At 41.6% G+C, this 16,435-nt stretch carries 18 protein-coding genes; 9 read left to right on the plus strand and 9 right to left on the minus strand.

Annotation, left to right across the window (positions count from 1 at the left end):
* Positions 1-2: 2 nt before the first annotated feature.
* Positions 3-830: a phytanoyl-CoA dioxygenase family protein gene (locus tag AC58UU_RS04420; RefSeq protein ID WP_497313367.1), complete on the minus strand. Its 828-nt coding sequence runs from the start codon at positions 828-830 to the stop codon at positions 3-5.
* A 132-nt stretch (positions 831-962) separates the two neighbouring features.
* Between AC58UU_RS04420 and AC58UU_RS04425 the strand changes: the two genes are divergently transcribed.
* From AC58UU_RS04425 to AC58UU_RS04435, 3 genes are all read left to right on the plus strand, one after another.
* Positions 963-1,757 carry a helix-turn-helix transcriptional regulator gene (locus AC58UU_RS04425; RefSeq protein ID WP_497313369.1) on the plus strand — a complete coding sequence of 265 codons (795 nt, stop codon included), beginning with the start codon at positions 963-965 and terminating at the stop codon, positions 1,755-1,757.
* A 101-nt stretch (positions 1,758-1,858) separates the two neighbouring features.
* On the plus strand, positions 1,859-3,010 hold the full coding sequence (locus AC58UU_RS04430; RefSeq protein ID WP_171647450.1) for an MFS transporter: 1,152 nt from the start codon (positions 1,859-1,861) through the stop codon (positions 3,008-3,010).
* A 15-nt stretch (positions 3,011-3,025) separates the two neighbouring features.
* Entirely contained in the window at positions 3,026-3,838 is an 813-nt protein-coding gene (locus AC58UU_RS04435) for a 3'-5' exonuclease (protein WP_497313370.1), read from the plus strand.
* An 84-nt stretch (positions 3,839-3,922) separates the two neighbouring features.
* Here the strand turns inward: AC58UU_RS04435 and AC58UU_RS04440 are convergent, their stop codons facing one another.
* The 7 genes from AC58UU_RS04440 to AC58UU_RS04470 all read right to left on the minus strand — a co-directional run bounded on the left by AC58UU_RS04440 (position 3,923) and on the right by AC58UU_RS04470 (position 9,053).
* Positions 3,923-4,294, minus strand: coding sequence for an IDEAL domain-containing protein (locus tag AC58UU_RS04440; protein ID WP_497313372.1), 372 nt, complete (start codon positions 4,292-4,294; stop codon positions 3,923-3,925).
* A 454-nt stretch (positions 4,295-4,748) separates the two neighbouring features.
* The gene (locus AC58UU_RS04445) at positions 4,749-4,898 is read right to left on the minus strand and encodes a hypothetical protein (protein ID WP_497313373.1); all 150 of its coding nucleotides are present in this window, start codon (positions 4,896-4,898) and stop codon (positions 4,749-4,751) included.
* A 91-nt stretch (positions 4,899-4,989) separates the two neighbouring features.
* The gene (locus tag AC58UU_RS04450; protein WP_497313375.1) at positions 4,990-5,775 is read right to left on the minus strand and encodes an SDR family oxidoreductase; all 786 of its coding nucleotides are present in this window, start codon (positions 5,773-5,775) and stop codon (positions 4,990-4,992) included.
* A gap of 119 nt (positions 5,776-5,894) precedes the next feature.
* A complete protein-coding gene (locus tag AC58UU_RS04455; RefSeq protein ID WP_497313377.1) occupies positions 5,895-6,248 on the minus strand; it encodes a hypothetical protein in 354 nt (117 codons plus the stop codon).
* A gap of 48 nt (positions 6,249-6,296) precedes the next feature.
* On the minus strand, positions 6,297-6,749 hold the full coding sequence (locus AC58UU_RS04460) for a hypothetical protein (protein WP_497313379.1): 453 nt from the start codon (positions 6,747-6,749) through the stop codon (positions 6,297-6,299).
* 35 nt (positions 6,750-6,784) lie between these two features.
* Positions 6,785-7,606, minus strand: a complete 822-nt coding sequence (locus AC58UU_RS04465; RefSeq protein WP_497313381.1) for an MBL fold metallo-hydrolase — start codon at positions 7,604-7,606, stop codon at positions 6,785-6,787.
* 19 nt (positions 7,607-7,625) lie between these two features.
* Entirely contained in the window at positions 7,626-9,053 is a 1,428-nt protein-coding gene (locus AC58UU_RS04470; protein WP_497313383.1) for a hypothetical protein, read from the minus strand.
* A gap of 272 nt (positions 9,054-9,325) precedes the next feature.
* Here AC58UU_RS04470 and AC58UU_RS04475 point away from each other — a divergent pair, with 272 nt between their 5' ends.
* The 6 genes from AC58UU_RS04475 (at position 9,326) to AC58UU_RS04500 (ending at position 15,950) form a co-directional block, all read left to right on the plus strand.
* Positions 9,326-10,465 carry a PQQ-dependent sugar dehydrogenase gene (locus tag AC58UU_RS04475; protein ID WP_497313385.1) on the plus strand — a complete coding sequence of 380 codons (1,140 nt, stop codon included), beginning with the start codon at positions 9,326-9,328 and terminating at the stop codon, positions 10,463-10,465.
* Between the two features lie 218 nt (positions 10,466-10,683).
* Positions 10,684-12,243, plus strand: coding sequence for a spore germination protein (locus AC58UU_RS04480; protein WP_497313387.1), 1,560 nt, complete (start codon positions 10,684-10,686; stop codon positions 12,241-12,243).
* A 19-nt stretch (positions 12,244-12,262) separates the two neighbouring features.
* Complete coding sequence (locus AC58UU_RS04485; RefSeq protein WP_497313389.1) at positions 12,263-13,456, plus strand: Ger(x)C family spore germination protein; 1,194 nt, start codon at positions 12,263-12,265, stop codon at positions 13,454-13,456.
* 5 nt (positions 13,457-13,461) lie between these two features.
* Positions 13,462-13,704, plus strand: coding sequence for a hypothetical protein (locus tag AC58UU_RS04490; protein WP_497313390.1), 243 nt, complete (start codon positions 13,462-13,464; stop codon positions 13,702-13,704).
* A gap of 28 nt (positions 13,705-13,732) precedes the next feature.
* Positions 13,733-14,830 carry a GerAB/ArcD/ProY family transporter gene (locus tag AC58UU_RS04495; RefSeq protein ID WP_497313392.1) on the plus strand — a complete coding sequence of 366 codons (1,098 nt, stop codon included), beginning with the start codon at positions 13,733-13,735 and terminating at the stop codon, positions 14,828-14,830.
* A 22-nt stretch (positions 14,831-14,852) separates the two neighbouring features.
* Positions 14,853-15,950 carry a GerAB/ArcD/ProY family transporter gene (locus AC58UU_RS04500; RefSeq protein ID WP_497313394.1) on the plus strand — a complete coding sequence of 366 codons (1,098 nt, stop codon included), beginning with the start codon at positions 14,853-14,855 and terminating at the stop codon, positions 15,948-15,950.
* A 9-nt stretch (positions 15,951-15,959) separates the two neighbouring features.
* Here the strand turns inward: AC58UU_RS04500 and AC58UU_RS04505 are convergent, their stop codons facing one another.
* Positions 15,960-16,349, minus strand: a complete 390-nt coding sequence (locus tag AC58UU_RS04505; protein ID WP_497313396.1) for a ribosomal maturation YjgA family protein — start codon at positions 16,347-16,349, stop codon at positions 15,960-15,962.
* Positions 16,350-16,435: the final 86 nt, after the last annotated feature.

Here is a 16,435-nt window from a genome sequence, read left to right on the forward strand (position 1 = left end):
AACTAACACTCGGCCCCGCTCATTTCATTGGTGAAGAAACGTTTATACTCTTTTGGCGTTAGTTTAGAAACGGACATACCAACATAATGAAACTGCAGCGCGCGCCGTTTCTTCGGAGAAAGATTGTAAGGTGTCCCATGTTTAAGTAAGCCGTGGAACATTAGGATTCCGCCTGGCAATAATGGCACTGCTACATCCTTCTCAACAGCAACATGCGAATCGCAAATTTGCCAATCCCGAACAGCGTAATGCGGCGTTGCGCCATCCGCGTGCGAACCAGGAATAACATGCATGCAGCCATTATCCAGCGCAGCTTCATCCAAAGCAATCCATACACCTACCACTGATTTCTCATAAGCAAGGTTTCCATAAGCCATGTCTTGATGCCATGGTTTTTCGCCCCCTCCGTGAGGAGGCTTGAGTAAGGCCATATCCTGGACAAGGCGCGGCTCCTCGCCAAGTATATCTCGCACCGCCGCGAGTATAGCAGGATGGTAGGCAATCTGTTTGAGCCGTTCATCCCTATCGACAAACTCGCTGACTTTACGAACGGCTAGTTCACGCTCTTCTTCCGTCTTCAATTCACTGCTTGGTTTCGTGAACTGAATTTGTGCCCCTTTGTCATCTACAAAAATAATTTCATACAGCGCTATCTTCGCATCCTCGATTTCTTTCTCATTGAGTACATGCTCTATTGCCGTATATCCGTCTTTCCGATATTGCCCGAGCTGATCTTTACCCCAGTTTTCAAAGCCATTCCATTTATCCGCGATCCGATCGTACCGGTACAGCTGCGCCGAGATTTCTTCAGGAGAACTTATTTCTGACATTTGGGATAACCCCTTCCGCTTTAAATTATTTGTTTACTCCTATCTTTATTATAGGAACGGAAGGTAGTAAACTAAATGCATTAATGCGCATCATTGTTTGCACTATTTTACATAAATCGGAGGAAATCTTTCATGTCTGCTTTCACATCACAGGAGCTCGTCCTAGACGGTTATTTCGGCAAAGTCATCTGTGAACCTAACTGGAAGTGGAGCCGTGAACATGAGCCATTCCATGATTACGACTTCTGGTATGTATGGGACGGCGAAGGTGAGGTCAGCCTGAATGGTACGCATTACCAAGTCCGCAAAGGGGATTGTTTTCTCTTTCGTCCTGGAGATTTAACGAGCGCCAAACATAACCCGCAGCGCCCCCTTACGGTTACCTATATCCACTTCAACACGAAAGGTAGGGCATTTCCCCTAGTGTCCCTTCCCTCTTTCGTCCATTTTGACCCCTCTGAATTTCATGAGCCCTACTTGGAGCGTTTCGTACATGTTCAGCTTACTGGCGCATATGGACATGAAGAAGAAGCCGTGATGCTGCTTCGTTTGTTATTGCTCATGTTTGAACGCCAAACCCCAGGTAACCAAGCGCAAGGTGATCCTGCCCGCCGTTCTATGAATCGGGTGATGATGGATATCGCGGCCCATATCATACAAGATCCGGGGCGCCAACATAGCATCCACGACTTAGCCAAACAAGCGCACCTTTCACCACGCTACTTTTCACTTAAATTCAAAGAAATCATGGGCCAAACGATTGAGTCCTATATCATTCAGAAGAGAATCGAACGTGCCACGTATCTTCTTAAACTTGGAATGAATGTTGGGGAAGTTTCGGAAGCCCTAGGCTATCGGAGCATCTATTTCTTTAGTCGACAGTTCAAAAAAGTAACGGGGACGAATCCCTCAGAGGTACGTCTTTGAAAAAAACGCCTTTAATTTACTTTGGATTCTTTACCATGACATGTTAGAATGTAGTTTTAAAACAGCATTGTGCTAATTTATCTAGGAAGGTTAAGGTCATCATGAATTCTTCAAATTTATTACGTTCGTTTAACTTTTTGTATTTTGCACTTCTGGCTATGTTTGTTTCATTTCTTCCCGTCTATTTAGATGCGCAAGGGCTTCCAGCAACGAAGATTGGTCTCATTATAGGAACGGGAGGCTTCATTGCCATCTTCTCGCAACCTTTATGGGGGATGATCAGTGATCGAACGAAGACAATTAAGAAGGTTATGTTACTCCTCTTAGGTTGTTCAACCATTGTGGGGTACTTGTTATACGCCTCATCCAGTTTTGTTGTGCTTCTTCTTTTTACGATGCTTATGTATTTTTTCTTAATGCCTCTCGATCCCCTGACAGAAAGTCTAAATTTCCAAACAGCGGAGGCTAACGGGGTAAGCTACGGTTCCATTCGAACCTTCGGAGCTGTTGGTTATGCGGTCATGTCCTTGGCCGTTGGTTATACCACACAATATTTCGGAATCAATAGTTTGGCGTTCTTGTTCGCTGGAATAGGCATCATTAGCATTCTAATCTGCTTGCCATTGCCTGATGCGCCTGTAACTGGGAAACCGATCTCTCTAAAAAGTCTACGCAATTTCTTAAGCAATAAAGAAACCATTTGGTTTATGTTACTTATCTTTATTGTTGCCGTGCCACAGCGTATCAACGATACTTTTCTTGGCGTCTATATTCGAAAATTAGGCGGCACCCCCGACATGGTCGGTTTAGCCTGGTTTCTTGCAGCAGGAAGCGAAATTCTAGTATTCGCTCTAAGCTTCTGGTGGCTTCGCAAAGGAAAAGAACTCGCGATCATTTCTTTTGCCGCTGTGTTCTACTTCATTCGCTTTTTTCTATCCGCATGGGTGACTGATCCTCATATTCTCGTGTATCTTCAGCTGCTGCAAACCTTCACGTTCCCGATATTTTATTCAGCTGCTATCCAATATTTATATCGTATTGTTCCTGAAGAATGGCGTGCAACGGGACAAACTGTGCTTGCGATCCTTTTCTTTGGCGTATCGGGTATCGTCGCTTCCTATTTGGGTGGTTGGTTCTACGAAAGCTTTGGCGGGAAACAATTATATCTATGGATTTCAGGAATGTCCTTTGCAGGTCTACTGTTTAGTTTCGTTCTAAATACGGTCTATGGAAAACGGAAGCTGGTATCCTAGGCATTTTCTGATAGAATGGAAACACAGAGACAGAACGGGGGCCACATCATGGACTACATTATTTTGGACATTGAATTCAACGGTCGCAAATTTGCGAGCGATTTACCTATGGAGGTTATAGAGATTGGAGCAGTCCGTTTAGATTCCTCCTTACAGGCTATTGATGAGTTCTCATCTCTAGTCAAACCTGTTTATTTCTCCAAATTGAATGGGTTTATCAAGAAAAAAACGGGCATCCCCCAAGAAGATATCGATCAAGCCGACGGCTTTCGTAAAGTCATTACGGATTTCATGAATTGGCTAAATAGAAGTGAAGCTTTCCTGCTAGTCACCTGGGGCGGCGAGGATTTGAAACGCATCGTGTATGATACGCGGATGCATAAGTTGGATGATGCTTACTGGATGGCGGCGAGCTATTTTGATCTATTGAAAGGGTTTATTCGTTATAAAAATGTGACGAATGACGTCAGCGTCGAGGCTGCTCTGCTCGATCTTGACATTGCTGCTGAAGGCACCGCTCACAGAGCATTGGATGACGCGCGTATGACAGCTGAAGTATTTCGAGCTATTTTTACGGAGTTAGATTTCGAACGCAAACAGCAGTATATTGACGTGTACGCTAATGCCAAGGAACGAAGGCTTGTTAAGACCGCTATTCGAGCCATGACTGCTCAAAAGGTAACCCCTACGTGGGAACTGCTCGTTGAACATTATTTCGCTGACAAAGTGACACTTACCGATCCCAGAAAAGTCACAGAACTACAGACTCTTTTTGCCTCGGAAATCACGAAAGAAAAACAAGTCTCAAACAAGGCACCTATTCAATAAGCGGGAAAACAAACTAAAAAGCCAATCCATTAGACAACATGCAGGACATGTTTCATGGATTGGCTTTTTCTTTTATTCGACCCATTAAAACTGATCAACACCTAAACGGTTATGATAGTAGGATGGAAATACATCACGCTCGCCGCGTTTCGTGCCATTTTGTTGAATAGCGAATAATTTCGCTGACAATTCATTGAACCATTGCTCGTCTCTCGTTGTTAGCGCCACATCAATCAAGCTTTTTACTTGATCTTCTATATCAAACTCGCTTACCGGTAATTTTTTTATATCTTGACTGCTTACTTCCATTGTTTTCCCGATGGCAGTTTCACGATCCGATGCAATAACGTGCACCCGAGCAATGCCTAACAGCACATCTATAGACTCAATATAACCATGCAGCAATTCATCTTCATTTGTAGTTGCCACAACCCAATCACTGATTACAAAGTTCATGATCATCACCGCCATTAACTTATTTTTTGTAAGGACTTTATACTGTAATTATAAATATTACAGTATGGTTTGTCAAGACCTACAAATTCCTCTTTCAATGGTCAGTGGAAGTGATGGCTAAAACGAGTATGGACCCGGCAAACTATATATGCCAACGAATAAATTGCTTATAAACGAAGCATATTAGCCTATACTATTGAAAGGGTGAGAAGCATAGATAACTTAATAAATAACAGGGACACAAACATTGAATCTACGGTTAATGCTGAAGGTAAATCGAATGATACCAATGAAGACGGGCTAGATGATACAGTTATCAGAAGCTCCGAGCACACTAGTCCTGAAACATGTCGAGCAGGTCTTGACGATTAATCTTTAGAGAAATTAAATAAGCGCATGTTGGTTTCGGGAGAATCCCCTGAGTCAACATACGCTTTTCAACTTTTATAAGTGACTATTCGTCATGTTTCTTATTATCTTTCTCTACATCTTCGACTGTATATTTCAACCCTCCACTACGGGCATGATCAAAGACGATATTTACCTCCTTGGATTGTCCGCTTTTTGGATCGTATGAAGTGACTGTTTCTTTTTGCTCATCCATGGTTTCTTTCACCTCCGAATATAGACTGCTCATTTCCTTGGAAATTCATCCGTATCCCTCACCCGCCAACAAGTGAGTTTACAAGGTATTGTTAAAGCAGCGATTCAGCGCCGTCAATGAACAACTCCGTGCCAGTAATATGACTCGAGGCTTCCGAGGCAAGGAAAGCTACCAGATTAGCAACCTGCTCCGGTTGACCTGGTGCGTGTTCCAACGGCTGGCTGCCTTGCGGATATTTGACTGGAATTTTGATTTTCTCAAGCTCCGGCGTCGGCTGTGTATTTTCTCCAATGTTGGTCTTAATTGACCCTGGACAGATGGCGTTGACACGTATTTTGTAGCGGGCCAGCTCCAATGCGGCCATCTTGGCGAATGCCACTTGTCCTGCTTTTGATGTGCTATAGGCTGTCATACCAAATCCAGAGAAGGCGCGGCTGCCGTTAATCGAGCTTGTGATGACTATGCTGCCGCCGTTCTCTTTCATATGAGGAATCGCTTGTTTGACGCACAGGAATGTCCCTTTCAGATTGACGGACAACGTACGATCCCAATCCTCAGGGTTCATATCTTCGATCGGCGCCAAAACTCCGTTAATCCCAGCATTAGCAAAGACCACGTCTAGTCGTCCCCAGGTTTTTACCGTTTGTTCGAACGCTTTAGCAACACGTTCCGGATCCGAGACGTCGACATCAACTGTGATCGCCTGACCGCCTGCCGCCACAATATCCTGTCTCGTCTGTTCTAGCCGGTCGTCCTTCATATCCACAAGGCACACTTTCATCCCTTGTTGTGCAAGCATCTCGGCGGCAGCCTGACCAATTCCTGATCCCGCTCCCGTGATCAATGCGACCTTATCCTTCAAATCCGGCAGTCCCATGCGCGGTTTTTGTATCGTTTGAACGCTAATGTGCTATCACCCCTAACCCAAATAATTAGTGGATTGAAAAGAATCCATGCTTGGTTTGCCCGATAGGGGTGAAAAATATGTACAACATGTTACTTTGAAAACCAGTCGGGGTGGTCATCCTTCGTTAGGACGCCATCCAATGGAAATGTCATGTCGATAAACTCCCCCCTGTATGCATTTAAATCAATCGCAACACCATCGATGGACACAGACCATTTTCTGTTACCAGTAGCAGTATTCCAAAAAGTGTCTTTATTGACCCAACAGCTCTCAATATTATTTGTTTTGAAAGGAAGATTCATTTTAGTATTTGCTGTATCCAAATGCTTTTTGGCCATTGAAATTGCTTCGTCCGATGTAAGTATAGGTCTAGCGTATTGATAACCTACAATAATGATAATAACTGCGAGTAATAGTGTAAATCTGACAATTAATTTTTTCATTTAAGGACGACTCCCTCTATCCATTAACCACCCATTCCGTAAGCCTATTTATACTTTTATAGGATTTAGGTAGGCCTCTAAAATTTCTTCTACGGGTTTTCCAATTAAGCTCTTACTAATTGTAATTTTTATCGTATCCGTTCTTCCGTTTATCATTATTTCAAATTGATCCACACGACCCTCAACCATGTAGACGTGCATGATGCGTTCCTTAGCAAAGAATTCATCATTTAATTTTATTCCGAGCTCTCCCACGTACACTTGTTCAATAAGAAACCCAAGGATAACTATGACTATCAAAATCATATATTTTATATTCCACTCTAGTAATATTACAAATGGTAAAGCAAGAATTGAAAATATCATTGTTTGAATGCTTTTATAATTACTTGTTCCCTTAAAAATTATAGCTCCCACTTGGCTTTTAGCTTGATATGCTTTGATCCCCTTGAATAACATGTAAACGATAAAAACAAACAAAACAAAGTACTTGAGATTCACATAATCACTTCCTTTAGACTTCTTGAAATAATTATTTACTCGCACAAATATTCCTGCGCAATGATTCTAATATTTTCTTTGTGGCATTCTTCTGTAAATGAAGATTTATAAGCATGCTCATCACCAAGCGCCGCGATAGCATTCTCATCTTTTGCAATGACCGCCTTAATAAGCCGTTCCAAATGATCAGAAGACATGTCCAAACGCCTTTTCATCTCCGTTGTATCGATGGTAACTTGTCCATGCCCCGGAACTAACAGCTCGATTATGTGTTTATCTAAAATCTGACTTGCCGTAATCATCGTTTCCTTATATGCTTTGGCACTATGATAAATAAACGGCAATTCGAAATCTGATAAATAATCACCCGTAATCCAAATACCCAACGGCTCAATAACAGTAAACAATCCGTCCGGTGTGTGCCCCGGGGATTTATAAAAAGTCAATAACGTATCCCCTATCCTTAATTCCTCGGCATCTTCCGAAATGATGATATCAAGGGTTGGAAATTCGACGGGATAATTTCGATTAATATAATGTTTCCTATCGAATTCTTGAATCAAAGCAATCTTATAATCTTTCTTCGGGTGACAGCTTAGTGCGTAACTTCCAATTGTTTTAGCGCCGGGAAACGCTTTATAACCAATAATGTGATCAAAATCGCCATGCGTAAATAACATGTATAGGTCTCGATCACCTTTTACCGAATCAACATAGTTTCGAATGTCCTCAACTTCATTTGGAAGCCAGTTCGGATCAACAACTAATACTATATCCTTCGTTAGCACAACGGTTGATGTCGTTTGATATAGTCCGCTTTGAAAAACGGTGGTATGTTCATTTTGATATAGAATCATAGAATTTTGGTTCCTTTTATTAATCCCTTATTGGCGCAGCCATGAGTTCAAAAATTTTATTTAACTGCATTAATAATTCTTGTCGATCACCAGGAGCGGTAATACGTCGTACTTCCACTCTCTGAAGATCAGGATTATCCTCACCGTGGCGTTCGTCCTCTTCCCCTCTTTTTGGAGGAACACCTTGCTTCTCCGCATAATGTTCCAAATTGACGGCCTGAAAGTGCGGCTGCATCCCTTTCTTGTCCACATTAGCCGTATCGAACACTCTATCAAGCATTTCTTTTACAAAAGCGCGAGACGACTCGGTTTTATCTTTAACATTGAAGCTAGCTTTATGTTTTTCGATAACTTCTTCTGCAACATTTTTGCGATTCTTCTTCAATTCATCCGGGAATGGTGCGTTGACTGTATCTGGATCCTGCTCCTTAAACCAAGCGGAGTTTTTAAAAAAATTCTCCAAAAAGACTGCTAAGTTCCTCCCCCCTCGTTCGAATCCAGTTTTTCGGTCTATATTAATATGTCCGCCGCCTGCATCCTTGCCGGCATACAATTTAAGTGACTTGGCAATATCAAAAATATAACGATCCATGGCCTCTGCAATTTCGCCTTTGGTTAGTTGGTCTGCTTTCACAGGGGGTGTGATAATCTCAATCACGGCGTCATCGAAGGAAGCAATATAACTCCAGTTGATTCCTGGAAATCTGAAGGTGACGTTCGGATAGTTATATTTATCGACTCCGTTTTCCCCCCTAAAGCCGTAAGAGGCCATAATGGCTGTCCAATCTCTTAATACATTTTGGTAAACAGCGAAATATTCAGAACGGACTTTTTCCTCCTTTTTCTTACCTGCCATACTTGTGACTTTGGCAAAACTCTTATTTGTGAATGTCAGTTCATGGCCAACAAGTACTTCCGGCAGCGACACATTATCTCGCGGTTCTTTTCCCGATAACCTCGCCTCCGCATCACGAAGCAATTCGTTTATTTGAATACGGAGATTCTCCAACTTTTGGGAACTAGTGAACGGTGCATAACTCGTTAAACTTACGATCTTCATATTCGTTTCCGTGATAATTTCTTGTTTTTCATTGGGCTGGAGCGTTGTTTGAATCCCGTACAGTTTACTAAATTCTCCAGAAACTAATCTGTTAAAATATGGCTTTAACTCCGATTCGATCAGACGGGATTTCTGCTCTGTGGAAAAGTCACTGTATGGTCGTTCTAACTTGGATTTCATCATTTCTTCTTTCTTCTCAATAGTACCCGGCGAAACAGCATGCGGCGCTATAACTCGCTGAATCACAGTGGAGTGTTGATTTAGAGTGGATTTCACCATTCGCTGAACTGACGCATTACCAACGGTTTGGTGAAGACTGTGCAATGCCGACATCGGATTATTAGCTCGCGCTTTATGACCGGAATTTGTTCCCTCGTTGAAAAACATGTGCTTATCCGTATCTGCAACTTTCTTCGCTTTGGATGTAGAATGAAAAATTTTCGCTCCCCCCTACTCATGTATCCATTTTGTTAACATATTCGAGTCTAAAAAGGAATTACCTTTTTGTACATTAGGAATCCAAAAAATATCAGAATCGTGGACATTACCGTTCTTTTTAATAAAGCAGTTTTATCGTTTTCTTCCACAAAATGGTACAATAATTCTTACATACCACAGGCAAATGCATGATCATCCTAATCATTGAGGAGGAAATGGTAATGAGAACGGTCCTTGTTATTCTAATAGCTGTATCGCTTGGGATCACCTCTGGCTGTACGCCGTATAAAGAAGTAAATGAACCATCTCCAGATCAGACATCAACTACACAATTGGATATTCCCTATAAAATAGAAACCGTCGCCGAAGGACTTAACGTCCCTTGGGAGATGGATATTGCGAAGGATGGCCGGATTTTTTTCACCGAAAGACCCGGTACTTTGCGTGTGATTGAGAAGGGTCTTCTGAACCCTGAGCCGGTTATCTCTTTCGGAGCCCCCTTCATCAGCGAAGGTGAGGGAGGATTGCTTGGACTTGCGCTTGATCCCTCTTTTATGGAAAACCACTATATCTATGTATATCACACCTATCGAGTGAAGGATCAAGTTAACAATCGTGTGTTGAGGCTTATCGAAAAGAATAATAAAGCGCAGCTGGATAAAGTATTAATTTCCGGATTACCAGGAGCGGAAAACCATAACGGCGGAAGGATTAAAATTGGTGCCGATAAGTTGCTTTATATTACTTCTGGTGATCGGTATGATCCTCCTTTAGCACAGGATCCAACTAGCACGGGAGGCAAAATATTACGAATAGCCCTAGATGGGTCTATTCCTGCCTCTAATCCTATTAAGAATTCACCTATTTATAGCATGGGACACCGTAACCCTCAAGGGCTCGCTTGGCATCCAGAAACAGGGCAGTTATACAGCTCCGAACATGGACAATCCGCACATGATGAGATTAACCTTATTGAACCTGGAGGCAATTATGGTTGGCCATTAATTGAAGGTGAAACAGCAACGAGTCCAGAGAAAGCTAATCTAAAAACGCCAATCCTCCAGAGCGGAAAAGAAACGTGGGCGCCATCAGGCGCAGCTTTCGTTAGCAAAGGGCCTTGGAAAGGCAGCCTCCTGGTGGCAGGATTACGGGGAGAACGGCTTTTAAAAGTAAACCTAAAAGGGCCAAAGTACGATACTGTCACCAACGTGGAACATTTATTTCAAGGGAAATTCGGCAGGCTTCGCAATGTCTATGAAGGACCCGACGGATCTCTATATCTCATGACGAACAACCGTGACGGTCGCGGCAAGCCAAATAAAGGCGATGATAAAATCATTCGTCTGAAACCAAACTTTTGACTCCATAACAATAGCTGAATATCGTTGAATTTAAAAAAATGTAGAACCAGATTTAATGAATGATTCGACGGTCTACCTATATTAGCATCTGACGTCACCTTTTTGTGCGAATAATTTGTTTTGAGAAACGAACAAAAGAACTTCGGTACGCATACCTCATGAAAATTCAGGAAATGATGTTGATATAACAACATCCTAGAACTTGGAGAAACTACCACATGTTCGCTCACTGGCTTCGCTCCAAAAAGAATCCAATTGCTCCTTCGCAGAACACAATCGTAGAACCTACGGCATCCATGCCTTTATTCTCAACCATTCAAGAAAATGTTGATTACGTTCGACAAAGTCTCGGAAACAGCACGGATATTATTATCCGAGAATTTACCTATAATTCCATTACAGAAGGGTTAGCCATCTTGTATACAGATGGTCTTGTTGATGCGACTGTCGTCAATGATTTCGTAATGAGATCTTTGATGGCAGATTCCACGGAAATTGATCCCGAGCAAGACCCATTTGATGTATTAACCATGCATACACTGACGATTGGTGAAATTCAGAACGTATCGGATATGAAAAGAATGCTCCATCATATCCTATCGGGCGATTCAGTCATATTGATGAACGGGTATACCAAAGGGCTCGCAGCAGGTACCAAAGGGTGGAAAGACCGAGGCGTTACAGAGACGAATGTAGAAACCGTCGTGCGCGGGCCGCGGGAAGCTTTCTCCGAATCCATTCGAACGAATACCGCCTTGATTCGAAGAAAGATCAAAGATCCGAATTTATGGATGGAAACCTTTCAGGTTGGCCAGGTTACCCAAACTGACGTTGTTCTTATGTATGTGAAAGATATTGCACTAGATTCACTAATTCTCGAGGCCCGCAATCGATTGACTCAGATTCACATTGACGGGATTTTCGAGAGCAGTAATATTGAGGAACTCATTCAGGATGAAGTGATAACTCCTTTCCCAACCGTGTATAACTCCGAACGTCCAGATGTCGTCGCGCTTGAATTGATTCACGGCAAAATTGCCATTCTCGTAGATGGGACCCCCTTCGTGCTGATTGCTCCTGCTTTATTTGAAACTTTCCTCAAAGCTTCCGAGGACTATTATCATCGGGTAGATATTAGCACATTAGTAAGGATGCTTCGTTATGCTGGATTTCTCATTGCCTTATTAGCCCCTTCTTTTTATGTAGCAATAACAACGTTCCATCAAGAAATGCTGCCGACTCAACTGCTCATTAGCCTCGCTGCACAAAGAGAAGGCATTCCATTTCCGGCGTTCATCGAAGCCTTGTTGATGGAGATTACATTTGAGGTTTTACGGGAAGCAGCCCTACGCATGCCGCGAAGCATAGGTTCTGCCTTATCGTTTGTTGGAACGCTAGTCATTGGGCAAGCAGCAGTTGAAGCCGGAATTGTTTCGGCAGCTATGGTTATCGTTGTTTCCATTACGGCGATTTCCAGCTTTGTTTCCCCTTCCTACGACTTATCAAATGCCATTCGCATCCTGCGATTTCCTCTGATGGCCTTAGCTGCTTCATTTGGATTTTTCGGCATACTCGCAGGATTACTCGGACTAATTCTGCATTTGAATAGTTTGCAATCCTTTGGTGTGCCTTATTTAAGCCCTTTTGCTCCGCTTGAATTGAACAAACAAAAGGATGCCTTGTTTCGATTTCCTTTTCAATCGTTATTTTCACGAGTTCGTATCGTTAATGCCAGTAACGTAGTTAAGAAAGCGAATAGAAAGCCCTTCAAACCTTAGAAGGAGGAAAGAGGCAGATGTGAAATCATTTATTCGACTAACAGCTTGCTTACTTACCATAGTTTTACTTTTAAGCGGCTGTTGGAGCCGTAAGGAGCTTAATGATATTGCCATAGCAGAAGGAGTTGGCATTGATATTGCGGGTGATCAGTTTGAGTTAACCGTTCAAATTGTTAATCCTAGCAGTGTGACGAAGGCGAAAAGTGAGCATGAAAGTCCCGTTATTGTGTATTCATCTAAAGGCGACACACTGAACGAAGCTGTGAAACGATTGACTTCGTCGATTTCGAGAAAGATCTATTTCGCTCATATCCGTATTCTGGTGTTTTCCGAGGAATTAGCCAAGAGAGGGATTGTCAATTCGATGGATTATTTAATGAGAGGGAGCGAATTTCGATCTGATTTCAACGTAGTCATTGCCAGAGAAGGCACCGCTAAGAAATTATTAAGTGTGATGACACCTTTGGAGAAAGTTCCAGCCAATTACATCTTTAACTCCCTCGAAGCAGCTAAGAAAGAATGGACAGCTGCAGTAACGATTCAACTAGATCAATTATCGAATGCTATAGTAACCCCAGGGAAGAGTACGGTCATATCAGGAATTCAGGTTATTGGAGATCAGAAGGTTGGCATTAGTAACAAAAACATTGATTACACAGGGCCTCCTGCACGATTAAAATACTCGGGTAACGCGATCATCAAGAAAGATAAACTGGTTGGTTGGCTAAACGAAAATGAGTCTCGAGCTTATTCCGTTATTACCAATCAATCAAAGCGGTCTGCTATACATCTGGTCTGTCCTAATGGAGGGAACATTGGCATTGATGTGGCCCGCATCAAAAGCAAGGTATATGCCGTTGTAAAAAACGATAAACCTGAGATTTACATTGAATCTCGAGCAGAGGGAAATGTTTCCGATGTGGAATGTAAAATCGATCTATTCAAAGTCGAAACCATCGATTACTTAGATAAAAAATATGTTGAATTTGGTAAGTCTAATATGGAGAGTGCCATTAAGAAGGCACAAAAACTAGGTGCAGATATATTTGGTTTCGGTGAGGCTGTTCATCGCGCTGATCCTAAGTATTGGAATAAAGTGAAGAACAACTGGGAAGAACTTTTCAAGGAATTGGAACCCCATCTGAATATAGTTGCCAAAGTTAGAGGTACCGGGACACTGGGTGATTCAGTTGTTAACGATATGAAGGAGTAATAGTTATGTTAATCGGGCTATGTGTACTTGCGTTATCAATTCTCATTGCGTGCTATGAAATTCCGCGTTTATGGAAACAAGGATGTAGGAAGGAAGTTTGGATCTACTGCACACTCATGTTGCTTGGTAATGTGATGGCGACTCTGAAAGGAATGGCCAAACAAATACCTAATCCGGCCGACTGGATTACGTTTCTAATGGTGCCATTAACCAAACTTTTACTGCAAATCGGTTTGATAAAATTATAAGCATTTATCCTGCTTAGGGAGGCCTGTCATGAATAACGAGAACATATTATCGGCTCGTCAACTCATGATCCTCATTATTTTATTTTCGGTGGGAACGACCATTCTTGTAGTCCCCTCGATGTTAGCCGCAGAAACTAAGCAGGATGCCTGGATCTCAGGTGTAATGGGCGTAAGCATTGGTTTGCTTTTCTTATGGATGTATGTGAAGTTAGCGAAGATGTATCCCGATTATACGTTATTCGAAATGAATGAACTTGTATTAGGGAAATGGTTAGGCAAAGCTGTAACACTCTTTTTAGTCTTTATCGCAGTTGTGCTCAGCGCACAGGTACTATACTATATTGGCGCCTTCATGACTACTCAAATCATGCCAACGACACCTATACATGCCATAAATATTCTTATGATTACTTTTGTAATTCTAGGTACAAAGCTAGGCGTAGTTGTATTGGGGAGAACCGCGGAAATCTTTTTCCCGTGGATTCTTCTGTTATTTTTTCTATTGGTGATCTTTGTAACGCCGCAGGCCCAAATGAAGAACCTTTTGCCCATAGGAGAAGCAAGTATAATATCTATTACTCGGGCATCCATATTTATGATCGTTTATTCCTATTTTCCTATCATTTTTACGTTTTGCTTGATCTCAAACGATGTTAAATTCCCTAAAGGGTTAACTAAATCATTTCTATATGGAGGTATAGCGAGCGGAATTTTGATGATTATTATAGCTTTTCTTAGCATCTTGGTGATGGGACCCGACCAGTCGTCAAGACAAGTGTATGCCACTTATGCATTGGCAAAGAAAATAAGTGTAGGGAATTTTTTGCAGCGTATCGAGGTCACTGTTGCATTCTTATGGTTTATTTCCATTTATTTTAAATTGACACTTTATTTTCACGTAGCGATTAAAGGTATTGCCTCATTATTTCAGATCCAGAATTACAAATCTCTTTCGATTCCAATTGGGTTTATCGTCACAGTGCTTTCATTAGTGGTATATCCGAATGTGGCTTATACACACCAATGGGATGTATTGACATGGGTTCCGCTCACGTTTTGTTTTGGATCCGTGTATCCACTCTTATTGATCAGTCTTAGCTGCTTGCGAAGAAAAAGGGATAAATGAGGTAACTAAGGGACGTGTATATATGGGTACAGATCAAATTTCCCCGCGACAATTAATGATTATCGTCATCCTATATGCCATTGGAACGGCTATCTTGATTATTCCGGCATCAGTTGCGGCAGATGTTAAGCAGGATGCATGGATGCCACAAGTGGTAAGCATTGTAATGGGTGTCGTTCTCGTTTGTCTTTATGTATTTATTTCCAAAAAATTCCCAAAGTGTTCTATTTTTGATATTAATGAGAAAGTTTTTGGCAAGTGGTTGGGAAAGTTCATCACGCTCGGTCTTGCACTATTGACACTCATTTTTTGTTCAGAAGTTGTTTTTTATGTGGGTCATTTTATGATCACCCAAATCATGCCGACTACGCCAATTCAAGCTATTCACATCTTATTCATGCTAGTTGTCGTAATGGGAGCAAAGCTAGGGATGCTTGTCATGTTAAGAACTGCAGAGATCTTCTTCCCTTGGATCGTGCTTTTATTTATCTTATTCATGGTCACTAGTATTCCTAATATGGAACTTTACAATCTTTTACCCGTTGGGGAAACAACCACCATTCCGGTCGTTCGATCTGCAGTAAGAATCACTAGTTATACTTATATATCATTGTTTATTACGATTGGCCCCATCATTCATCAAGTTACTAGTATGCAAAGGGCTAAGAAAGCTTATTTAATAGGCGTAATCGTTAGTGGCATAATGATACTTCTACTCATCGTTTCAAGTGTTCTGGTATTAGGGGCAGATAATACCGCTATGCAAGTTTATCCCAGTTACGCCCTTGCACAAAGAATTAATGTAGCAAATTTTTTACAACGAATTGAAGTGATTGCGGCATTTTTGTGGCTTGTTTCGATTTATTTCAAACTATCTATGTTTTTTTACACAACGATAAGAGGCATTGCGCATGTGTTCCATTTACGTGATTACAAAATGCTTTGTTTTCCATTAGGATTGATTGTTACAGTTCTATCTCTTGTTGTATATCCAAATACATCGTATGAAGAGAAATGGGATAGCTTAACGTTTATTCCCCTCGCACTCCTAATAGGCATCATCTATCCTCTCTTGATCGTACTGATAGGTTGGATGCGAAAATCGTCCCTTCGTGGGTAAATGACATGATTAAATGCGCTTATCGCGCTGCAGCCATAGCTTGTCTATCCAAAAAGCAATTGTAATTCCTATGACATATCTAAACAAATCAACCGTTACATATCCTCTTCCAAGTATGAGGGATCCAATGACCGTATTTCTTATTTCGATTATCCAATCTGCTTTATACAACTGACTACATTCAATAGCAAAGCTAAATAAGACACTGATTATTACTGCCCATTTTAAACTTCTCTGTATAAAAAGAAATCGAAAACCAAAATAGACCATACTTGCCCAAAGCACATCCCCAGCATTTTTAGCAATAAATAATGGGATTAGGTCGGAAAACGTTCTTGAGCTTAAGCCTAAAACGACTGAAGTTATTATGGCTACAAAATACTTTATCCGAGATTTCAAATCGAATCATCCTTCCTATTAAATAGACTCACTGACTGGTGTATCATACTCATTTGTTAAGTATTAAATTTACATTATCAGCTTCA

The sequence above is a fragment of the Paenibacillus sp. JT22N1 genome, from assembly GCF_059692155.1.